Below are 17,894 nucleotides of genomic sequence, written 5' to 3'. Positions count from 1 at the left end.
CCAAAGGGGGAACAGTTTCCTCCTTTGGGGGTTAGGGGTTGCTTAAACAAACAATACATGAAAATAGCAGAAATATCCATAAAACGGCCAACGCTTGTTATAGTGTTGTTCACCATACTTACGCTGGGAGGTATTTACAGCTACAGTAGCCTTAGCTACGAGCTGATACCTAAGTTTGAAATGAACGTTATTACCATAAGTACGGTATACCCGGGCGCATCGCCCGGTGAAATAGAAAATACCGTAACTAAAAAGGTAGAAGACGCGGTATCGTCATTAGAAATGGTAAAGAAGGTAGAATCTAAATCATACGAAAGCCTCTCGGTAGTAATGGTTACGCTTCAGCCTGAGGCCAATGCCGATTACTCGCTTAACGATGCCCAGCGCAAAATAAACGCAATAGAAAAAGATTTACCCGAAGATGCCGATCCGCCATCGCTGGTAAAATTCTCCCTGAGCGACCTTCCGGTAGTAACACTGGGCGCTACCGGTAAAATGGACGAGGTAGCGTTTTACGACCTCCTTGATAAAAAAATTGAGCCTATATTATCCCGTGTTAACGGTGTAGCACAGGTTACCCTTGTGGGTGGACAGGAACGTGAAATACAGGTAAACCTTGACGAAGATAAACTAAGGGGCTATGGCCTTACTATACCACAGGTACAGCAGGTAGTACTTAGCAGTAACCTTGATTTCCCTACGGGTAGTGTAAAAACACGCGACAACAGCATGCTGGTGCGCCTTGCGGGCAAATACAGCAGCGTAGAAGAAATGAGGAACCTGGTAGTATCATCTAAAAACGGTGTGCAAATACGCCTGGGCCAGATAGCCGATGTGCAGGACAGCCAGAAAGAAGCCGACAAAATAGCCCGTGTAGATGGTAAGAGCGCTATTGCGATACAGGTAACCAAACAGACCGACGCTAATGCGGTGCAGGTAAGTGAAGACGTAAAAGCCGTTATATCAAAAATTGAAAAAGATTATGCTAAAGAAGGCCTTAAGCTGGAGGTAGCTAATGACACCTCTGAGTTTACACTTGTAGCCGCCGAAGGTGTAATACACGATTTATTTATAGCCGTATTCCTGGTAGCGTTTGTAATGCTCTTCTTTTTGCACTCTATAAGAAATGCCCTTATTGTAATGGTATCTATCCCGGCATCGCTTATTGCTACTTTTATAGGAGTTTACCTTATGGGTTACACCCTTAACCTTATGAGTTTACTGGGCTTATCGTTGGTGGTAGGTATACTTGTAGATGATGCAATTGTGGTACTCGAAAATATTTACCGCCACATGGAAATGGGCAAAAACCGCGTGCGTGCCGCTTATGACGGTACTGCCGAAATAGGTTTTACCGTGGCGGCCATTACGCTGGTTATCGTGGTAGTGTTCCTGCCTATAGCCATGAGTACAGGGCTTGTAAGCAACATTATTACCCAGTTTTGCGTGGTGGTGGTTATTGCCACGCTACTATCGCTGTTGTCTTCCTTTACGCTTATCCCGTGGCTTTCATCACGCTTTGGTAAGCTTGAGCACATAGAAGGAAAAAATATCTTCGGCAAAATCATCCTTGGTTTTGAAAAAGGCCTCGACATTTTTACCCACTGGGTAACAGAAATCCTTAAATGGTCGCTTAACAGCTGGAAAACAAAACTTGCCACGCTTTTAATTGTAATAGGCCTGTTTATTGGTTCGCTTATGGTAGCGGGCACTTATGTGGGGGGTGAGTTCTTTGCAAAGCTTGACAGGGGACAGTTCATGGTCCAGGTAGAATTGCCTAAAGACGCGTCATTGGAACAAACCAACCTGATGCTGCTTAAAGCAGAGAAATTTTTACAAAACAAAAAAGAGGTAAAAAGCATTATTACCACTGTGGGCCAAACCAGCGAAGGTATGAGCGGATCGCAGAGCACGGTTTATAAAGGTGAAATTACTGTAACCCTTGTAGACGAAGATAAACGTGCAGACAACTCGTTTGTATATGCCGCAAAAACAAAGCTGGAGCTTGAAAGGGAACTAGTGGGTGCCAAAATAAAAACGGTGCCGGTGAGTATAATGGGTGGTGCTGACGAAGCCCCCATAGCCCTTACCATAACGGGTAACGACTTTGAAAGCGCCCTGGCATTTGCTCAAAAAGCAGCCACAGAACTTAGAAGCATTAGTGGCGCTACCGAAGTAAAGCTTACATCTGAAGCAGGTTCTCCGGAAATTGATGTAAAGGTAGACCGTGATAAAATGGCGGCACTGGGCCTTGACCTGCAAACCGTAGGTATAACCATGCAAACAGCCTTTAACGGCAACACCGATGGTAAATTCCGCGCGGGGCAGTATGAGTATGATATTAATATCCGCTTTGCGCAATACGACCGTATGAATATAGATAACGTGCGCAATATTACCTTTACAAACAGCATGGGCCAGGAAGTAAAACTTTCGCAGTTTGCTACCATATCCGAAGGTTCGGGGCCAAGCCTGCTTGAAAGGCGCGATAAAAGTACCGCAGTAACCGTGCAGGGCCAGACCGTGGGCCGCCCGGTGGGTAGCGTGGTAGCCGACCTGAAAGCGAAATTAGAAAAAATGGAGAAACCGGCCGGCATTAGCTACGTTTGGGGTGGTGATGAAGAAAACCAGGGCGAAGGCTTTGGTACGCTGGGTGTGGCATTGCTTGCAGCTATTATACTGGTATACCTGGTTATGGTGGCCCTGTATAACAGCTTTGTATACCCGTTTGTGGTATTGTTTGCTGTACCGCTGTCGTTCATTGGGGCATTGCTTGCACTCGCGCTTACTAACAACACGCTTAACATATTTACCATATTAGGTATTATCATGCTTATCGGGCTTGTGTGTAAGAATGCGATATTACTGGTAGACTTTACCAACCATCGTAAAGAGCAGGGCGAAAGCACGTTTAACGCGCTCGTACAGGCTAACCATGCCCGTCTCCGCCCTATCCTTATGACCACAATAGCGATGGTTTTTGGTATGATACCTATTGCATTGGCTAAAGGTGGCGCCGCGCAGATGAACAACGGCCTTGCCTGGGTAATCATTGGCGGATTGATAAGCTCGCTGTTCCTTACCCTGATTATCGTGCCGGTAGTGTACTCTGTTTTTGACGGACTTATACGCAGGTTAAGCAAAAAAGACCCGCCTAAATATGATGAGCTTATGGTAGCAGACTACGAGCATAAAGAATTAAGCGAAGATGGTTTTACTCCGAAACATTCATAAAATACCGATTATTTTTTCATCCTGAAAAAGAGGCTCCGGGCAACCGGGGCCTTTTTGTTATATATATACTAATGTTTTTTGAGTTTAGTTCTTAAATCAAAAAAATAATTTTAAGATTTTTTTCACATTCTTAAAAATTACATTTCTAATTAATTTTATTTAGAATAATTAAAAATAGTGTTGCGCAGTGTTGTTTTGGAACATACCTTTGCCCCGTAAAAATCTAAAACAAACATGAACACTTTTACTTTTAAGAACTTTGTTACCCTGCTGGTAGTGCTTTGCGGCGTTACACTATGGGCGCAGGACCGTGCCACTATAAGCGGTACTGTACAACTAAGCGGCAACACCCCTGCCGAAATGATATCGGTTGGCCTTAAAGGCACAGCCTATAGTACTGTTACAAACGCTTCGGGCAATTACGAAATAAAAAACATAAAGCCGGGCAGCTATACGCTACGCATATCCGCTGTAGGCATTAAGCCGGTTGAAGAGACCATTACACTTGTGGCTGGTGAAACCGCAACAAAAAACATTACGCTAAGCGAAAGCCAGGAAGAGCTTAATGAAGTGGTGATAGACGGCAGCAAGAACAAATACAAAACTGATAAGCCCTCTACCTCATTAAGGCTTGCTACACCGCTTATAGAAGTGCCACAAAACATACAGGTTATCAGCGCGCAAACGCTAAAAGACCAGCAGATAATAAGCATGAGCGATGGCGTTATACGCAACGTGAGCGGTGCTGTAAAAATTGAGCACTGGGGCGACCTTTATGCTAACATCACCATGCGCGGCTCCCAGGTTCAGGCATTCCGCAACGGGTTTAACGTGGTTTCGTCATTCTGGGGGCCGTTAACAGAGGATATGAGTTTTGTAGACCATATCGAGTTTGTAAAAGGCCCGGCAGGCTTTATGCTAAGCAGTGGCGACCCAAGCGGACTGTATAATGTAGTTACAAAAAAACCTACCGGCGTTACTAAAGGCGAACTAAGCATGACGCTGGGCAGCTTCGACCTGTACCGCACTACCCTTGACCTTGACGGAAAACTGAGTGAAAACGGCAAGCTGCAATACCGCCTTAACCTTTCAGCACAAAATAAAGGCTCATTCCGACCTTATGAGCATAACGACCGCTATGTTATAGCGCCTGTGGTATCTTACCAGGTAGACGACAACACAAAAGTTACGGCAGAATACAACTACCAGCGCGCTAACATGACCGAGGTAGGCTCGTATTATATATTTGGCACCGGCGGTTATGCCACAGCCCCACGCAACTTTACTATGACGCAACCCGGTCTGCCTGATACCCAAATAAACGACCACAGCTTTTATGCCATGCTGGAACACAGGATAGACGAAAACTGGAAGCTAACCGCACAAGCATCCTACTTTAAATACCTTCAGCAAGGGTACAGCTCATGGCCTACAGGCGTGGGCCCGCTTAGTGCCGATACCAATGGCGACGGTGTAAATGAAGATTTACTTGCCGCGGGCGAAATAATCCGTAACGTGGGCATTTGGGATGCGGAAAGCACCATGAAACTTGGCCAGGCGTTTGTTAACGGTAAGTTCCAGACAGGAGCGGTAAGCCATAAGATATTGGGAGGCCTTGACCTTGCCAATAAAAGTTATTTGGCCGACTGGGGCCAGAGCCACAACCTTGATACTTATGATACGCCTTTCAGTGTAACCAACCCAAACTACGGTATACCGGCTAACGGCTTGCCTGAGTTTGACCGTGATACACCACTTGAGCAGCGTGCCCTTGCGGCAGGTGGCCTTATGGACAGCCGCTACACAGCGGGCTACCTTCAGGATGAGATTGGCTTTTTTGAAAACAAGCTGCGCCTTACCCTTGCCGGCCGCTATACCTACCTTACACAAAGCAGCTGGGGCGGTGCGCCAATATCAGACAAGCACTGGACACCGCGTGCGGGCTTAAGCTACTCTGTAAATGAACACATGGCTGTTTACGCATTATATGACCAGACGTTTACACCACAAGCGGGCATTCAGCGTAATGGTAAAGAGGTAAAACCGCTTACCGGTAATAATATGGAAGTGGGTATTAAAAAAGACTGGCTTGATGGCAGCTGGAACAGCACCGTATCTGTATATCGTATAAACAAGAATAACGAGCTTACAGCCGACCCTACAAATACATCGGGGGAGCAGTACAGCATAGTATTTGGTGAAAGAAGGGCACAGGGTGTAGAGTTTGACGTTAGGGGCCAGATAGTACCGGGCCTTAACCTGATAGTCAACTATGCTTTTACAGAATCTTTTGTGAGCGAAGTTGCCAATGGTGTTACCGGCATCAACAAAGGTGATATTGTGCCAGGTTACAGCAAGCATACCGCAAACGCGTGGCTTAGCTATGCTGTGCAGGATGGCAAACTAAAGGGGCTGGGTGCTTCGGCTGGTTTTACCTTCCTTGGCGGAAGGCAAACTGACACCTGGAGCCAGGGACTTGACAGGTTGCAGGACTACTTTAAGCTTGACGGAGGCCTATCGTATGAAAGGGGTAAAATGAAACTTACTGCAAATATGTTTAATATCCTTAACAGGTATTTGTATTCAGGATCATACTACTCATGGCTAAACGCCTACTACTGGCAGGCCGAAGCCCCAAGAAACCTACGCCTGGGTATAGCTTACAAATTCTAAAACTTTCAATCCTGCGGCATCCTGAAACACAACATCAGGGTGCCGCTTTTATACTTTTTGCCATGAAAAATATTTTTACAGTAGTAGCACTTTTACTTACCTGCGGCAGCGCCATGGCGCATGCCCTTTGGATAGAAACAGCGGCAGCCGGCAAGGTTAACAAAAAGCAGGAGGTAAAGGTATTTTACGGCGAATACAGCTACGGCATTTTTGAAGAAGTAGGCAGCGAAACCTATAATAAGGTTAAGGATTTTGAACTGTGGGCCGTAGCGCCAAACGGGCAAAAAACAGTGCTGGCACTTACACCATCGGAAAAGTATTATTCGGCGTGGTTTACACCAAAGGCAGATGGTGCTTATACGCTGGTGCTGAATAATAATAAAATTGATGTACTTGACTTTACACAGTATAACTTTGGCATTTTTAAAACGCACTATCATGCCACGGCAAAAGTAAATGTGGGAAAAAATGCAGGCGAAACCGCGGCGGTAAACCCCGATGGCATTACCATTACCGATGTTACGGCAATTACGCCCACTAAAGACGGGGCTACAACGCTACGGGTACTATATAAAGGCCAGCCCGTTAAAGATATTGAGGTGGCTGTTGAAATGGGCAACCACTGGGGCCAAAAAATAAAAACTAACGAAAAAGGCGAGGTAAGCTTTACCACCCCGTGGAAGGCGACCTACCTGGCAGAAGCCACAACCAAGGAAGAGGTACCAGGCTCTTACAACGGTAATGACTACCAGTTTATATGGCACTGTGCCACCTATACCATTCCCGTAGCCGGAAAATAATTTTTTTTGATGAGCAAAAAGAAAAAAGGATTTAAACACTGGGTAGGCAAAACCCATTTAGTGCTCGGGCTTACGTCCGGGCTTATTGTTTTACTGCTTGGTATTACGGGCTGCATATTTGTGTTTAACCAGGAAATTACCAATGCCCTGCGCGAAGATGCCATATATGTAAAAGAAGTTACCAGTACCCCGATACCCGTTAGCCAGCTCTGGAAACAGGCGCAGGCACAAATAGGCGACAGCCTTACCATTACAAATGTTACGGTATATAACGACCCTAAGCAGAGCGTGGTATTTCACTGTTATAAATTTGGGGGAGACAATTTGTTTTACTACGATAATATAGACCAGTACATTTCGGTATATACAAACCAGTATACCGGCAAGGTCCTGAAAGTGTATGATGAGGAACTCGACTTTTTTGTATTTATAAAAGCACTGCACTGGAGCCTGCTGATGAAAGACAGTGTAGGCCAGGTAATAACCGGCTGGTCTACCTTTATATTTGTAATAATGCTGATAAGCGGCATTATACTCTGGTGGCCTAAAAACAAGGCGGCACGCAAGCAGCGGCTTTGGTTTCAGTGGAAAGACACGACCAAATGGCGCCGTAAAAACTACGACCTTCACAACATCTTTGGGTTTTACATCGCTACTGTAGCCATAATCATTGCGTTCACCGGCATGGTGTGGGCATTCAGGTGGTTTTATGCCACTGTATACATTGTGGCCAGCGGCAGCATAACCCCGCCGGAACAGCTGGCATCAAAATCAGTAATCGCTAAAACTGATAAAGATGCTGCATACGACCTGGCTTTTGTTCAGGTTATGAAAAGGCATGCCGAAGCCGACTCGTTCAGTTCAGGTAAACCGGCCGACAGCCTTGCCCCCATTGATATTTATGTGGGTCAAAACCCCGGTACCTACTGGCAAAGCCACCAGGCGCAGTACGACCAGTATACAGGGAAATTCATAGCCGAACGCCTGCATACCGACAAAAACTTTGGCGAGCAGCTACTTACCGCAAATTATGATATACACGTGGGCGCCATATTAGGCCTGCCCGGAAAGATACTGGCATTTATTGCCAGCTTTATAAGCGCTATGCTGCCCGTTACGGGTTTTTTGATATGGAGGGGAAGGGTGAAGAAATCGGTTAAAGTGGCAGCGAAATAATTTTACCACATAGGAACTTAGTTTCTGCTTCTGAGAAGAGAGGATAGAAATTAAATTTTGCACAAGCTATGTGAAGTAGTAAATAGATTTTACCACAAAGTGCACAAAGGATTTTACACTAAGCTCACAAAGTTTAACGAGTAAAGAGGTGCCCCCTGAAAGAACACAAAGCTTTGTGTCCTTCCGCCAAAGGCGGTTTTCATCGTGAACTCTGTGAAACCCTTTTGTGGCCTTTATGGTAAAAATTTTTTCAGCCTTAAAAATTACCCAACACATATAAAATTGAAAAGCCCTGCAGAATTATTTTGCAGGGCTTTTGCTTGTATAAATTCGGGTTAGTATAAACTTATTTGTTTACAGCTATCGCGTCTTTGCTCCATTTTCTTACTTCAGCAACACGGCTGTCTGCATATTCCACCTCGGTTAAGGTATTGCCGGTCCAGAAAAACCATTTGCCGGCTTTTTTACCATCATTATATGTACCCATAGCCTGCTTGGTACCGTCTTCGTTATATGCTACCCAGGCACCAGTAAGCTTTCCATCTTTATAAAAGCCGGATTGCTTTACATTACCATTGTCGTAATAGTACGTGCTTTTAATAATATTATTTTCTATAGTGTGTACAGGTTTTACATTTTGGGCAGATACCACACCTGCAAAAAGCAGGGCTGCAAGGGCGAAAATCTTTTTCATATCTCTTTTTGCGTTTAAGGTTATACATTTATTTAAAACAAATATACAAATTAATTTACACAAAAAATACATTTGCTTAACAATTTAGTAACATTGAGAAAAACTTAACATTGCCCGTGTTTGTTAATCGCGTAAAAGCTTCTTAAGCTGCCTTTCAAGTCCCCGGCTCGGCCATTCGGCATCTGTATCAATAACATTCCCATCCGGTCCTATGATTATATATGTAGGTACTGCATGTATGCCATAGTCAACCATAAACCTTGACTGCCACCCCCCTTCACTTATTAACTGTGTACCGCCAAGCGCCTTTTCGGCAACCATCCTTTTCCATATTTTTTCATGTTGAGGCTTATCTATAGAAACACCTACAAAAACAATATTCTGGCCCTTAAGGTTTTCTTCAATCTTTTGCAGTGCCGGCATTTCTTCCCTACAGGGCGCGCACCAGGTGGCCCACACATCTATTAGCACAAATTTACCTGCAAAGTCAGAAAGGTTTACCATTTTGCCATTTATATCTTTATAAGTAAATGGTGGCGCTGGGTTACCTGCCATAGTAATAATACGATGTAACTTTTCCAGTTGAACCGTTACCATCTCCGCCAGTTTGCCAGCCGCTATTTTAAGAACCTCCTGTGCATTAGCCTCAAAACCTGAATGCGTTATTTCTTTATACCAGGATGCTACTTTTGCTTCGGCCTCCTTACTAACCCTTTTATATTTAGCCTGATATGCGTTGCAATCATTATAAATACTAAAAAAATCATCCTGCATTTTTGCAGCAATATATTCTCTACGGCACCTTCCCCTTTAAAAACAGGTTTATTGTAAACCGTTTTAGTGGTTATCGTAAGGTTTGTGCTCTCTGAAAGGTATAAATAATGCGCCATCCGGTTGTAGCTCATTCCATAAAGGCCAGGGCTTGGCTCAGGATTTAACTTACTACTAAAATTCCCGTTTTTATCCAGAGGTATAACCTGCCTGAAATCATTGTCGACACCCGTAATTACTATCTCTCCAATAGTATCATTAGTAATCGTCCCTTTAAAATTTGCGGTTTGTGCCTGCATTGCAAAGCCCACAAGGCATAAGAATGGTAATAACTTTATCATCGGTTGGTTGAAATTTAAGTTAAACAAAAAACCCACGCAAAAGCATGGGTTTTAGTATAGTGCAATATAGTTAATTTATTTTACAAGGCTGTTTAGCTGTGCGGTAAGTGCAGGGTCGCTTGGCCTTTTTGCATCGGCATCCACCACATTGCCTTTAGGGTCAATCAGTATAAAGCGCGGTATGCTGTTAATACCGTACGCCAGCGGAAAATCAGATTTCCAGTCTTTATCGGCCATTACCTGAATGCCACCCAAATTTTTATCTGCTACCATCTTTTTCCACTTATCGTGGTCTTTGGCGGCATCTATAGAAAGGCTTACAAAGGCAATATTTTTTCCTATAAACGCTTCCTCTACTTTTTGCAGGTGCGGAATTTCCTGGCGGCATGGTCCGCACCAGGTAGCCCATACATCTATATACACATATTTGCCTTTAAGGTCTGCCAGGGAGGTTTGCCCCCCTTTAGCATTTTCATAATTAAATGCCGGCGATGGCTTGCCCACCAGCTTTGAGGTTATGGCAGCCTGCGCGGCCATCATTTCCATTTGCTGTTTCTGCCCCTGCAGCTCCTGTTTTATCGCGGCAGCAAAATTAGCGTCAAGTGCCGGGTCGGCCAGCAGTTTGTCAAATTCTGCCAGCTTTGCCGCAATGGCTTTACTTTGTGCTTCAGGAGTTAATGTTGCCATGCTCTCACTTAGCTTTTCCATATCAAGAGCAAGCCTGGCCAGCAGGTTATTCTCTTTTTCTCCCTGGCCTTTATAGGCTATGGTTTCGTCAAACTGCGCAGCATCCATGGTAAGGGCAAGGTTGTAGCCGTTTTTAAGGTACAGGCTGGTTTGCTCGGTACCGTCAAAAAGCTGGTAAAAGCCCGGCGTTACGGCAAATGAGCCTGTAAACGCCCCTTTAGTGCCTTTTAGTACCTGGCTAAAGCCACGATTACGTATTACCAGCGAATCGCTGTTAGGGTTTTTTATAGTTGCCTTAAAGCTTACCGCTTCTGTTTGGGCAAAAACAGCCGTACCGGTAAGCAGTAATAAAGCGAGTAATTTTTTCATAATTTAATTTTCAAATTTAAAGTGTAAAGATAATTGTTATAACGTTAGGCATGCAGGGTGAAGTATGTTAAAATATGTTCAATAGACCACATTCGTGCAATGCTGTAGCAAAAGCCATACCATGCTTATTAATACCTGCTGTTTACAATCGTTTTTGTAACTTGCGGGTAAACCAGTTAGCAAATAAATCATGAAAATACGCCTGTTGCTACTCATAGTCATTGCACTTAGCTTAACCGCCTGTGAGAAAAAACCCCAAACGGTAACTATTAAAAACAAATATAGTGTAGACCTGCCCTCGTTCCTTACCGCTACTAATGAACTTAATAAAGATGCATCGCTTCAATATCAAAACGGCGCGCGTGAGTTTTATGTGGTGGTAATTGATGAGCCACGCAAGACATTTGACGACCTTATGAAGGAGGGCGGATTAGGCTACGGCCCTGACCTGGACGGCTACAGCCGGCTGCTGGTAGACAGCGTGCGCGATAAACTGGGCGACAAAGATAAGCGTACCCCGACAACAGAAAAAATAAATGGCCTTGATGCACGACTTACCAGCCTTACCGGAACCGTACAGAACATTAATGTATACTGGCGGGTAGCCTATGTGCAGGGCAGGAAAGACTACTACCAGATACTGTGCTGGACGCTTACTGAAAACAAGGATAAGTATGATAACCAGATGGTTGAGATTATAAAGTCGTTTAAGGAGGTTAATAAAAGCAGGAAGTAGTGGTTAGCTATTAGCTTTCAGCCAATTGTACAGGCTAATCCTTAAGAACTGAAAGCTGATAGCTAATTGCTGATAGCTTTCGGCTAATTGCTGATAGCTTTCGGCTAATTGCTAAAAACATTTTCTACATTTGCACCAAATTTCTATAAGAACTACATAATGTACAGAAGCCATAACTGCGGAGAGCTAAACGCCACGCACATTAACCAGGAAGTAACATTAGCCGGATGGGTACAAAAAACGCGCAACAAGGGGTTCCTTATCTGGGCCGACCTTCGAGACCGTTACGGCATTACCCAGCTTATATTTGACGAAAGCCGTACTGATAAAACCGTTTTTGACCTTGCCGCTACACTGGGCCGTGAGTTTGTCATCCAGGTAAAAGGCACCGTGATAGAGCGCGAAAGCAAAAACCCGAACATGGCTACGGGCGATATAGAAATACTGGTGACAGACCTTATTATATTAAATGAGTCGCAGGTGCCACCGTTTACCATTGAAGATGAAACCGATGGTGGCGAGGATATCCGCATGAAATACCGCTACCTTGACATACGCCGTAACCCGGTAAAAAACAGCCTGCTGTTTCGCCATAAAGTAGCTATGGAAGTACGCAACTACCTTAGTGGCAAAGGCTTTATAGAGGTAGAAACACCGGTACTTATAAAAAGCACACCCGAGGGCGCACGCGACTTTGTAGTGCCCAGCCGCATGAACCCCGGCCAGTTTTATGCCCTGCCACAGTCGCCGCAGACGTTTAAGCAGTTGCTTATGGTGGGTGGTATGGATAAGTACTTCCAGATTGTGAAGTGTTTTAGGGATGAAGACCTTCGTGCTGACCGACAGCCGGAATTTACCCAGATAGACTGCGAAATGAGCTTTGTAGAGCAGGAAGACATCATACAGATGTTTGAAGGCCTTGCCAGCCACCTCCTTAAAGAACTTAAAGGTGTTGATGCCGGCAAATTCCCGCGTATGACTTATGACCAGGCCATGAAAAAATACGGTAACGATAAGCCCGATATCCGTTTTGGGATGGAGTTTGGCGAACTGAACGCCGTTGCCCAGCATAAAGATTTTGGCGTATTTAACAACAGCGAACTGGTAGTGGGTATTGCCGTTCCCGGAGCTTCAACGTATACAAGAAAGCAGATTGATGAACTTATAGAATGGGTAAAACGCCCGCAGGTAGGCGCTACCGGTATGGTGTATGCCAAATATGAGCTTGACGGTTCTATTAAATCATCGGTAGATAAATTCTACGATGCCGATGACCTGAAACAATGGGCCGAAATTACAGGTGCACAACCGGGCGACCTTATATTAGTGCTTAGCGGCGATGCGCATAAAACCCGCACCCGCCTTAGCGCCCTGCGTATGGAGCTTGCCACGCGCCTTGGCCTGCGTAACCCAGAGGTGTTCGCGCCGCTATGGGTGGTAGATTTCCCACTACTGGAGTGGGATGAAGAAAGCGAGCGTTTCCACGCCATGCACCACCCGTTTACATCACCTAAGCCGGAAGACATAGCCTTGCTTGAAACCGACCCTGGCGCCGTACGCGCCAATGCGTATGACCTTGTGCTAAACGGCAACGAGATAGGCGGCGGCAGCATCCGTATACACGATAAGGCCACACAGGCGCTTATGTTTAAATACCTTGGCTTTACCGAAGAGCAGGCTAAGGCGCAGTTTGGCTTCCTTATGGATGCGTTCCAGTACGGCGCGCCGCCACACGGTGGATTAGCTTTTGGTTTTGACAGGCTTACAGCCATATTGGGCGGACAGGAAACCATACGCGACTTTATTGCCTTCCCTAAAAACAACAGCGGCCGGGATGTAATGATAGACGCGCCAAGCGTTATAGACAACAAACAGCTTGATGAGCTTTATATAAGCGTGAAACAACAGTAAAACATACTATTTATTGAATAAAAGGCCGGCAAATTTTGCCGGCCTTTTATATATTTGCACTTTAAAAAAAACCAATCAAACGATGAAAAAATTTATTTTGATGGCGGCGCTTGCCCTGCCGTTACTTGCCACAGCGCAAAGCAACTTTAAATTTGGCATCAATACAGGCCGCAACTTTTCAGACCTGAGAGATACCGGCGGTCTTGATTATAAATACTGGTTTGGCTACATGGCCGGGGTATCCGGCGAGGTGCCGCTGTCTCAACATTTTGCCCTTAACGCTAACCTTAACTATGAAGCCAAGAGTTTCCGTATAAAGTATACCGGTTACGATTTTGACCCTGTGGTTGTGGGCGATGAGTTAACGGCAACAACTACCTACCATTACCTTGTACTGCCGATAAGCGTAAAATATTTTATAAGCGCCAAAAGCAATACCTTATATATACTGGGCGGAGGGTATGGAGCCTACCAGTTGGGCAGCAGGGTTGCTTTAGATAATGATGAGAACAATAAAATTACAAAGTATGTTAAGAAAACAGATTTTGGTGCCGTGCTGGGTATAGGTTACCGCCTGAGCCTTAATGAGGATAATGAAATAAACTTTGAGCTGAAGGACAACCTGGGGTTAACCGGTACGCGCAAAGATGGCGACGGCTATAAAATTAATGCCATAAGCCTGATGGTAAACTGGCAGTTTATACTATAAGATTAAAAAACAAGGGCGCACTTTTTACAGTTGCGCCCTTGTTAACATTGGCTGATTAATTAGTTTATACAAACATCCCAACAAAGATGAAATACTAAAACTACTCTAAACACATTAACTACTCAAACTAATCTAATCGCACCGGATAAAAATCAAAATTGTGATTAATGATAACCTTATCGCCGGTTGGTTTTATTCTGCTAAATTATAAAGACTATTTTTAATAACTTTACTAAAAAACCTCATATTTATTAGGGAGTTTTAAAAATATAATGGTCAATTTTTTTAACAAAAAATAAGCTACATTAAATATGCTTGAAAAACAAGCATTGTAACTGTAACTTTATTTGCAACATTACAATAAACAAGGCTTAAAATAACACTTACTTAATTTTTTTAACATTTGTCTTTGCTGTGTAATAAATTATCATATCTTTACCCCATTATTAATTATTTTTTATTGCATAATGCGAACAGGCAAAGTAAAATTTTTTATTGAATCTAAAGGTTTTGGATTCATTACAGACGATGAAACAGGCAAAGACATCTTTGTACACGCTACAGGGCTTCGCGTAGAAGGCCTTCGTGAGGGAGATAAAGTTAGCTATGTTGAAGAAGACGGAAAAAAAGGTAAAGTAGCAGCCCAGGTTGCTGCGCTCAATTAAATAGTTAAGCATACCTACCCTAAAGACACTCAGCCATCCTTCACCCGGGATGGCTTTTTTTATTAAATAGTGGTACATTTTAATAGATACACATTGGTTTTTTAAGAATATTTAAAGCATGAAATGATGCTTTTGCCAAGTTTGCATATTTTTATTTTTCCTGGCGCGATATTTATTATTTAGAACGGTTAAAAATTAAGGTTTGGCAATGTATCTATTAACAAAACCTTGAATAAGTTCGTTAACGTCGTGTATATTTGTGATTGTCTAAGTATATACACACAATTATGCAAACAAGCCAGGTAGATTACTTTCCCATTTTTATGCAAATGGCGCTTGCCATAGGCTTTGTGGCCGGTACTATTGCCATATCTAACATGCTGGGGCCTAAGCGCCACTCCCTTAATAAAGACAAAAACTTTGAGTGCGGTATCGAGTCGATAGGTAACGCCCGTATACCCTTTTCAGTTAAATATTTTCTTGTAGCCATACTCTTCGTTTTGTTTGACGTAGAGGTTATATTCATGTACCCATGGGCGGTTAACTTCCGCGAAATGGGCATAGCGGGGTTTACTAAAATGGGAATATTCATGTTCCTGCTTGTGGTAGGCTTCTTTTATGTAATGAAGAAAAAAGGCCTTGAATGGGAGTAGGTTTGGGCACGCTTATTGAAAGTAATAGCCTGAATATCAAAAATTAATTACTATGAGCAATTCATCAGATATAAAAATAGTTGAAACGCCCGCCGGCGTAGAAGGAACCGGGTTTTTTGCCACAAAGCTGGACAGTGTTGTGGGCCTTGCCCGTGCTAATTCGCTTTGGCCACTGCCTTTTGCTACCTCGTGCTGCGGTATAGAGTTTATGGCCACCATGGCATCAACGTATGATGTGGCCCGTTTTGGGTCAGAGCGTATGAGTTTTTCACCCCGCCAGGCTGATATGTTGCTGGTTATGGGTACCATTGCTAAAAAGATGGCCCCTATATTGAGGCAGGTATATGAGCAAATGAGCGAGCCCCGGTGGGTTATTGCCGTAGGTGCGTGTGCATCATCGGGTGGTGTGTTTGATACCTACTCGGTACTTCAGGGTATAGACAAGGTTATCCCCGTAGACGTTTACGTTCCCGGATGCCCGCCAAGGCCGGAGCAGATACTGGATGGTATCATGAGGCTGCAGGACATCGTGAAAAGCGAATCGGTGCGCCGCAGGAGTTCTCCGGAATATCAGGAATTAATGGCTTCTTATAATATAACATAAGTTCATGGCTTTAGAATCAGCTGTAATACAAGATAAACTAACCGGAAAATTTGGCGACAAGGCTACCGGTTTTGTTCAGATAAAAGACATACTGTCCTTTGAGGTAGCGGCAGATGTGGCAAACGATGCCATCCGCTTTTTAAAAGAAGACGGCCTGCTGCGCTTTAACTTCCTTACGGATGTGTGCGGCGTGCACTACCCCGATAATGATAAAGAACGTCAGTTTGCCGTGGTATACCACCTGCACAACTGGATGGATAATGTTCGCGTGCGCGTTAAATGCTTCCTGGATGGCGACAAACCTGAAGTAGACACGGTGACCAACCTATTTTTAGGGGCCAACTGGCAGGAGCGCGAAACGTATGACTTTTACGGTATTATCTTTAAAGGGCACCCCCAGCTGAAACGCATATTGAATATGGACGAGATGGAGTCGTTCCCGATGCGTAAGGAGTTTCCTCTGGAAGATGGCGGCCGTACCGACAAGGATGACCGTTTCTTTGGGCGCAGTACCGACAATGCACTGAATTTTTAACCGGCTATACATTATATACACCCTATGTCAGACCTGTTATTACCACCAGAAGACCGCTATGCCAAGCTAATTGCCGAAAGGCAGAATGAAGACGGCAGCGAACTATCTGTACTTAACCTGGGGCCTACCCACCCCGCTACCCACGGTATCTTCCAGAACATACTATTAATGGATGGCGAACGCATACTGGATGGCGAGGCAACCGTAGGCTACATTCACCGTGCTTTTGAAAAAATTGCCGAAAACAGGCCATTTTACCAGATAACCCCACTTACCGACAGGATGAACTATTGCTCATCACCCATAAACAACATGGGTTGGTGGATGACATTAGAGAAAGCCCTTGATATTGAGGTACCCAAGCGTGTGCAATACCTTAGGGTAATTGTTATGGAGCTGGCGCGTATTGCCGACCATATCATCTGCAACTCGGTACTGGGTGTAGATACCGGGGCGCTAACAGGATTCCTGTACGTGTTCCAATATCGCGAAAAAATATACGAAATTTATGAAGAAATATGCGGCGCCCGCCTTACTACAAATATGGGCCGCATAGGCGGTTTTGAGAGGGACTGGAGCCCGGCCGCTTTCCGCAAGATAAACGAATTTTTAGAGGAGTTCCCTCCGATATGGCAGGAGTTTGAAAACCTGCTGATGCGCAACCGTATCTTTATGGATCGTACCATTGACGTAGGCCCTATCTCTGCCGAAAAGGCCATGAGCTATGGGTTTACCGGCCCTAACCTGCGTGCCGCAGGTGTAGATTACGACATCCGCGTTATGCAGCCGTACAGCTCATATGAGGATTTTGAATTTGAAATTCCTGTAGGAAAATCAGGTGATACATACGACCGTTTTTGCGTGCGTAACGCGGAAGTTTGGGAGAGTATAAAAATCATCAAACAGGCATTGGCAAAACTGCCCGAAGGCCCGTTCCATGCTAATGTGCCTGATTATTACCTTCCGCCTAAGGAGGAAGTGTATAACAATATGGAGGCGCTTATTTACCACTTTAAAATTGTAATGGGCGAAGTACCCGTGCCAAAAACCGAAATTTACCACCCGGTAGAAGGCGGCAACGGTGAGCTGGGCTTTTACCTGATAACCGACGGTAGCCGCACGCCATTCAGGCTGCACTTCCGCAGGCCGTGTTTTATATATTACCAGGCATTTAATGAAATGGTTAGGGGGCAAATGCTATCCGATGCCATTGCCACGCTGAGTAGTTTGAACGTTATTGCGGGAGAACTGGACGCGTAAAAGTTATTTTAAATTTTGAATTACGAATTTTAAATTACGAATTACGAATTGAGGATGGCACAGTCATTTAAAATTT

General features: G+C 44.4%; 16 protein-coding genes. 12 read left to right on the top strand and 4 right to left on the bottom strand.

Annotated elements, in window-relative coordinates; translation table 11 throughout:
- Window positions 1-57 precede the first annotated feature (57 nt).
- The 4 genes from ACLI09_RS01490 to ACLI09_RS01475 all read left to right on the top strand — a co-directional run bounded on the left by ACLI09_RS01490 (window position 58) and on the right by ACLI09_RS01475 (window position 7,883).
- Window positions 58-3,234, top strand: a complete 3,177-nt coding sequence (locus tag ACLI09_RS01490; protein WP_411417808.1) for an efflux RND transporter permease subunit — start codon at window positions 58-60, stop codon at window positions 3,232-3,234.
- Between the two features lie 234 nt (window positions 3,235-3,468).
- Window positions 3,469-5,907, top strand: coding sequence for a TonB-dependent siderophore receptor (locus ACLI09_RS01485; protein ID WP_411417807.1), 2,439 nt, complete (start codon window positions 3,469-3,471; stop codon window positions 5,905-5,907).
- Between the two features lie 62 nt (window positions 5,908-5,969).
- The gene (locus ACLI09_RS01480; protein ID WP_411417806.1) at window positions 5,970-6,707 is read left to right on the top strand and encodes a DUF4198 domain-containing protein; all 738 of its coding nucleotides are present in this window, start codon (window positions 5,970-5,972) and stop codon (window positions 6,705-6,707) included.
- 9 nt (window positions 6,708-6,716) lie between these two features.
- Window positions 6,717-7,883: a PepSY-associated TM helix domain-containing protein gene (locus ACLI09_RS01475; RefSeq protein ID WP_411417805.1), complete on the top strand. Its 1,167-nt coding sequence runs from the start codon at window positions 6,717-6,719 to the stop codon at window positions 7,881-7,883.
- A 346-nt stretch (window positions 7,884-8,229) separates the two neighbouring features.
- Here ACLI09_RS01475 and ACLI09_RS01470 read toward each other — a convergent pair whose 3' ends face one another.
- The 4 genes from ACLI09_RS01470 to ACLI09_RS01455 all read right to left on the bottom strand — a co-directional run bounded on the left by ACLI09_RS01470 (window position 8,230) and on the right by ACLI09_RS01455 (window position 10,745).
- Window positions 8,230-8,577 (bottom strand): toxin-antitoxin system YwqK family antitoxin, encoded by a 348-nt coding sequence (locus ACLI09_RS01470; protein WP_411417804.1) that lies wholly within the window; start codon window positions 8,575-8,577, stop codon window positions 8,230-8,232.
- Window positions 8,578-8,700: 123 nt separating this feature from the next.
- Window positions 8,701-9,351, bottom strand: coding sequence for a TlpA family protein disulfide reductase (locus ACLI09_RS01465; protein WP_411417803.1), 651 nt, complete (start codon window positions 9,349-9,351; stop codon window positions 8,701-8,703).
- Entirely contained in the window at window positions 9,261-9,689 is a 429-nt protein-coding gene (locus tag ACLI09_RS01460) for a hypothetical protein (RefSeq protein ID WP_411417802.1), read from the bottom strand. Before ACLI09_RS01460 ends, ACLI09_RS01465 begins: the two co-directional genes overlap by 91 nt.
- A 75-nt stretch (window positions 9,690-9,764) precedes the next feature.
- The gene (locus tag ACLI09_RS01455) at window positions 9,765-10,745 is read right to left on the bottom strand and encodes a TlpA family protein disulfide reductase (protein WP_411417801.1); all 981 of its coding nucleotides are present in this window, start codon (window positions 10,743-10,745) and stop codon (window positions 9,765-9,767) included.
- 190 nt (window positions 10,746-10,935) lie between these two features.
- On the opposite strand from ACLI09_RS01455, the gene ACLI09_RS01450 reads away from it, so the two are divergent.
- The 8 genes from ACLI09_RS01450 (at window position 10,936) to ACLI09_RS01415 (ending at window position 17,818) form a co-directional block, all read left to right on the top strand.
- Window positions 10,936-11,481 (top strand): hypothetical protein, encoded by a 546-nt coding sequence (locus ACLI09_RS01450; protein ID WP_411417800.1) that lies wholly within the window; start codon window positions 10,936-10,938, stop codon window positions 11,479-11,481.
- 159 nt (window positions 11,482-11,640) lie between these two features.
- A complete protein-coding gene (gene aspS / locus ACLI09_RS01445; protein WP_411417799.1) occupies window positions 11,641-13,392 on the top strand; it encodes an aspartate--tRNA ligase in 1,752 nt (583 codons plus the stop codon).
- 82 nt (window positions 13,393-13,474) lie between these two features.
- Complete coding sequence (locus tag ACLI09_RS01440) at window positions 13,475-14,101, top strand: porin family protein (protein WP_411417798.1); 627 nt, start codon at window positions 13,475-13,477, stop codon at window positions 14,099-14,101.
- 467 nt (window positions 14,102-14,568) lie between these two features.
- Entirely contained in the window at window positions 14,569-14,766 is a 198-nt protein-coding gene (locus tag ACLI09_RS01435; protein ID WP_411417797.1) for a cold-shock protein, read from the top strand.
- A 287-nt stretch (window positions 14,767-15,053) separates the two neighbouring features.
- Window positions 15,054-15,419, top strand: coding sequence for an NADH-quinone oxidoreductase subunit A (locus tag ACLI09_RS01430; RefSeq protein ID WP_411417796.1), 366 nt, complete (start codon window positions 15,054-15,056; stop codon window positions 15,417-15,419).
- 52 nt (window positions 15,420-15,471) lie between these two features.
- The gene (locus ACLI09_RS01425; protein ID WP_411417795.1) at window positions 15,472-16,023 is read left to right on the top strand and encodes an NADH-quinone oxidoreductase subunit B; all 552 of its coding nucleotides are present in this window, start codon (window positions 15,472-15,474) and stop codon (window positions 16,021-16,023) included.
- Between the two features lie 4 nt (window positions 16,024-16,027).
- Window positions 16,028-16,558, top strand: a complete 531-nt coding sequence (locus tag ACLI09_RS01420) for an NADH-quinone oxidoreductase subunit C (RefSeq protein WP_411417794.1) — start codon at window positions 16,028-16,030, stop codon at window positions 16,556-16,558.
- 24 nt (window positions 16,559-16,582) lie between these two features.
- Complete coding sequence (locus ACLI09_RS01415) at window positions 16,583-17,818, top strand: NADH-quinone oxidoreductase subunit D (RefSeq protein WP_411417793.1); 1,236 nt, start codon at window positions 16,583-16,585, stop codon at window positions 17,816-17,818.
- The last annotated feature ends 76 nt before the right edge of the window (window positions 17,819-17,894 follow it).

Source organism: Flavobacterium sp. RHBU_24 (assembly GCF_046613695.1).
Classification (GTDB): Bacteria; Bacteroidota; Bacteroidia; order Flavobacteriales; family Flavobacteriaceae; genus Flavobacterium.
This window is presented reverse-complemented; position numbering and strand designations above follow the sequence as displayed.

What these genes read in the sequence shown, in the direction of transcription:
- ACLI09_RS01490 (WP_411417808.1), top strand. Translation starts at nt 58, where the DNA reads ATGAAAATAGCAGAAATATCCATAAAACGGCCAACGCTTGTTATAGTG.
- ACLI09_RS01485 (WP_411417807.1), top strand. Translation starts at nt 3,469, where the DNA reads ATGAACACTTTTACTTTTAAGAACTTTGTTACCCTGCTGGTAGTGCTT.
- ACLI09_RS01480 (WP_411417806.1), top strand. Translation starts at nt 5,970, where the DNA reads ATGAAAAATATTTTTACAGTAGTAGCACTTTTACTTACCTGCGGCAGC.
- ACLI09_RS01475 (WP_411417805.1), top strand. Translation starts at nt 6,717, where the DNA reads ATGAGCAAAAAGAAAAAAGGATTTAAACACTGGGTAGGCAAAACCCAT.
- ACLI09_RS01470 (WP_411417804.1), bottom strand. Translation starts at nt 8,577, where the DNA reads ATGAAAAAGATTTTCGCCCTTGCAGCCCTGCTTTTTGCAGGTGTGGTA.
- ACLI09_RS01465 (WP_411417803.1), bottom strand. Translation starts at nt 9,351, where the DNA reads ATGCAGGATGATTTTTTTAGTATTTATAATGATTGCAACGCATATCAG.
- ACLI09_RS01460 (WP_411417802.1), bottom strand. Translation starts at nt 9,689, where the DNA reads ATGATAAAGTTATTACCATTCTTATGCCTTGTGGGCTTTGCAATGCAG.
- ACLI09_RS01455 (WP_411417801.1), bottom strand. Translation starts at nt 10,745, where the DNA reads ATGAAAAAATTACTCGCTTTATTACTGCTTACCGGTACGGCTGTTTTT.
- ACLI09_RS01450 (WP_411417800.1), top strand. Translation starts at nt 10,936, where the DNA reads ATGAAAATACGCCTGTTGCTACTCATAGTCATTGCACTTAGCTTAACC.
- aspS (WP_411417799.1), top strand. Translation starts at nt 11,641, where the DNA reads ATGTACAGAAGCCATAACTGCGGAGAGCTAAACGCCACGCACATTAAC.
- ACLI09_RS01440 (WP_411417798.1), top strand. Translation starts at nt 13,475, where the DNA reads ATGAAAAAATTTATTTTGATGGCGGCGCTTGCCCTGCCGTTACTTGCC.
- ACLI09_RS01435 (WP_411417797.1), top strand. Translation starts at nt 14,569, where the DNA reads ATGCGAACAGGCAAAGTAAAATTTTTTATTGAATCTAAAGGTTTTGGA.
- ACLI09_RS01430 (WP_411417796.1), top strand. Translation starts at nt 15,054, where the DNA reads ATGCAAACAAGCCAGGTAGATTACTTTCCCATTTTTATGCAAATGGCG.
- ACLI09_RS01425 (WP_411417795.1), top strand. Translation starts at nt 15,472, where the DNA reads ATGAGCAATTCATCAGATATAAAAATAGTTGAAACGCCCGCCGGCGTA.
- ACLI09_RS01420 (WP_411417794.1), top strand. Translation starts at nt 16,028, where the DNA reads ATGGCTTTAGAATCAGCTGTAATACAAGATAAACTAACCGGAAAATTT.
- ACLI09_RS01415 (WP_411417793.1), top strand. Translation starts at nt 16,583, where the DNA reads ATGTCAGACCTGTTATTACCACCAGAAGACCGCTATGCCAAGCTAATT.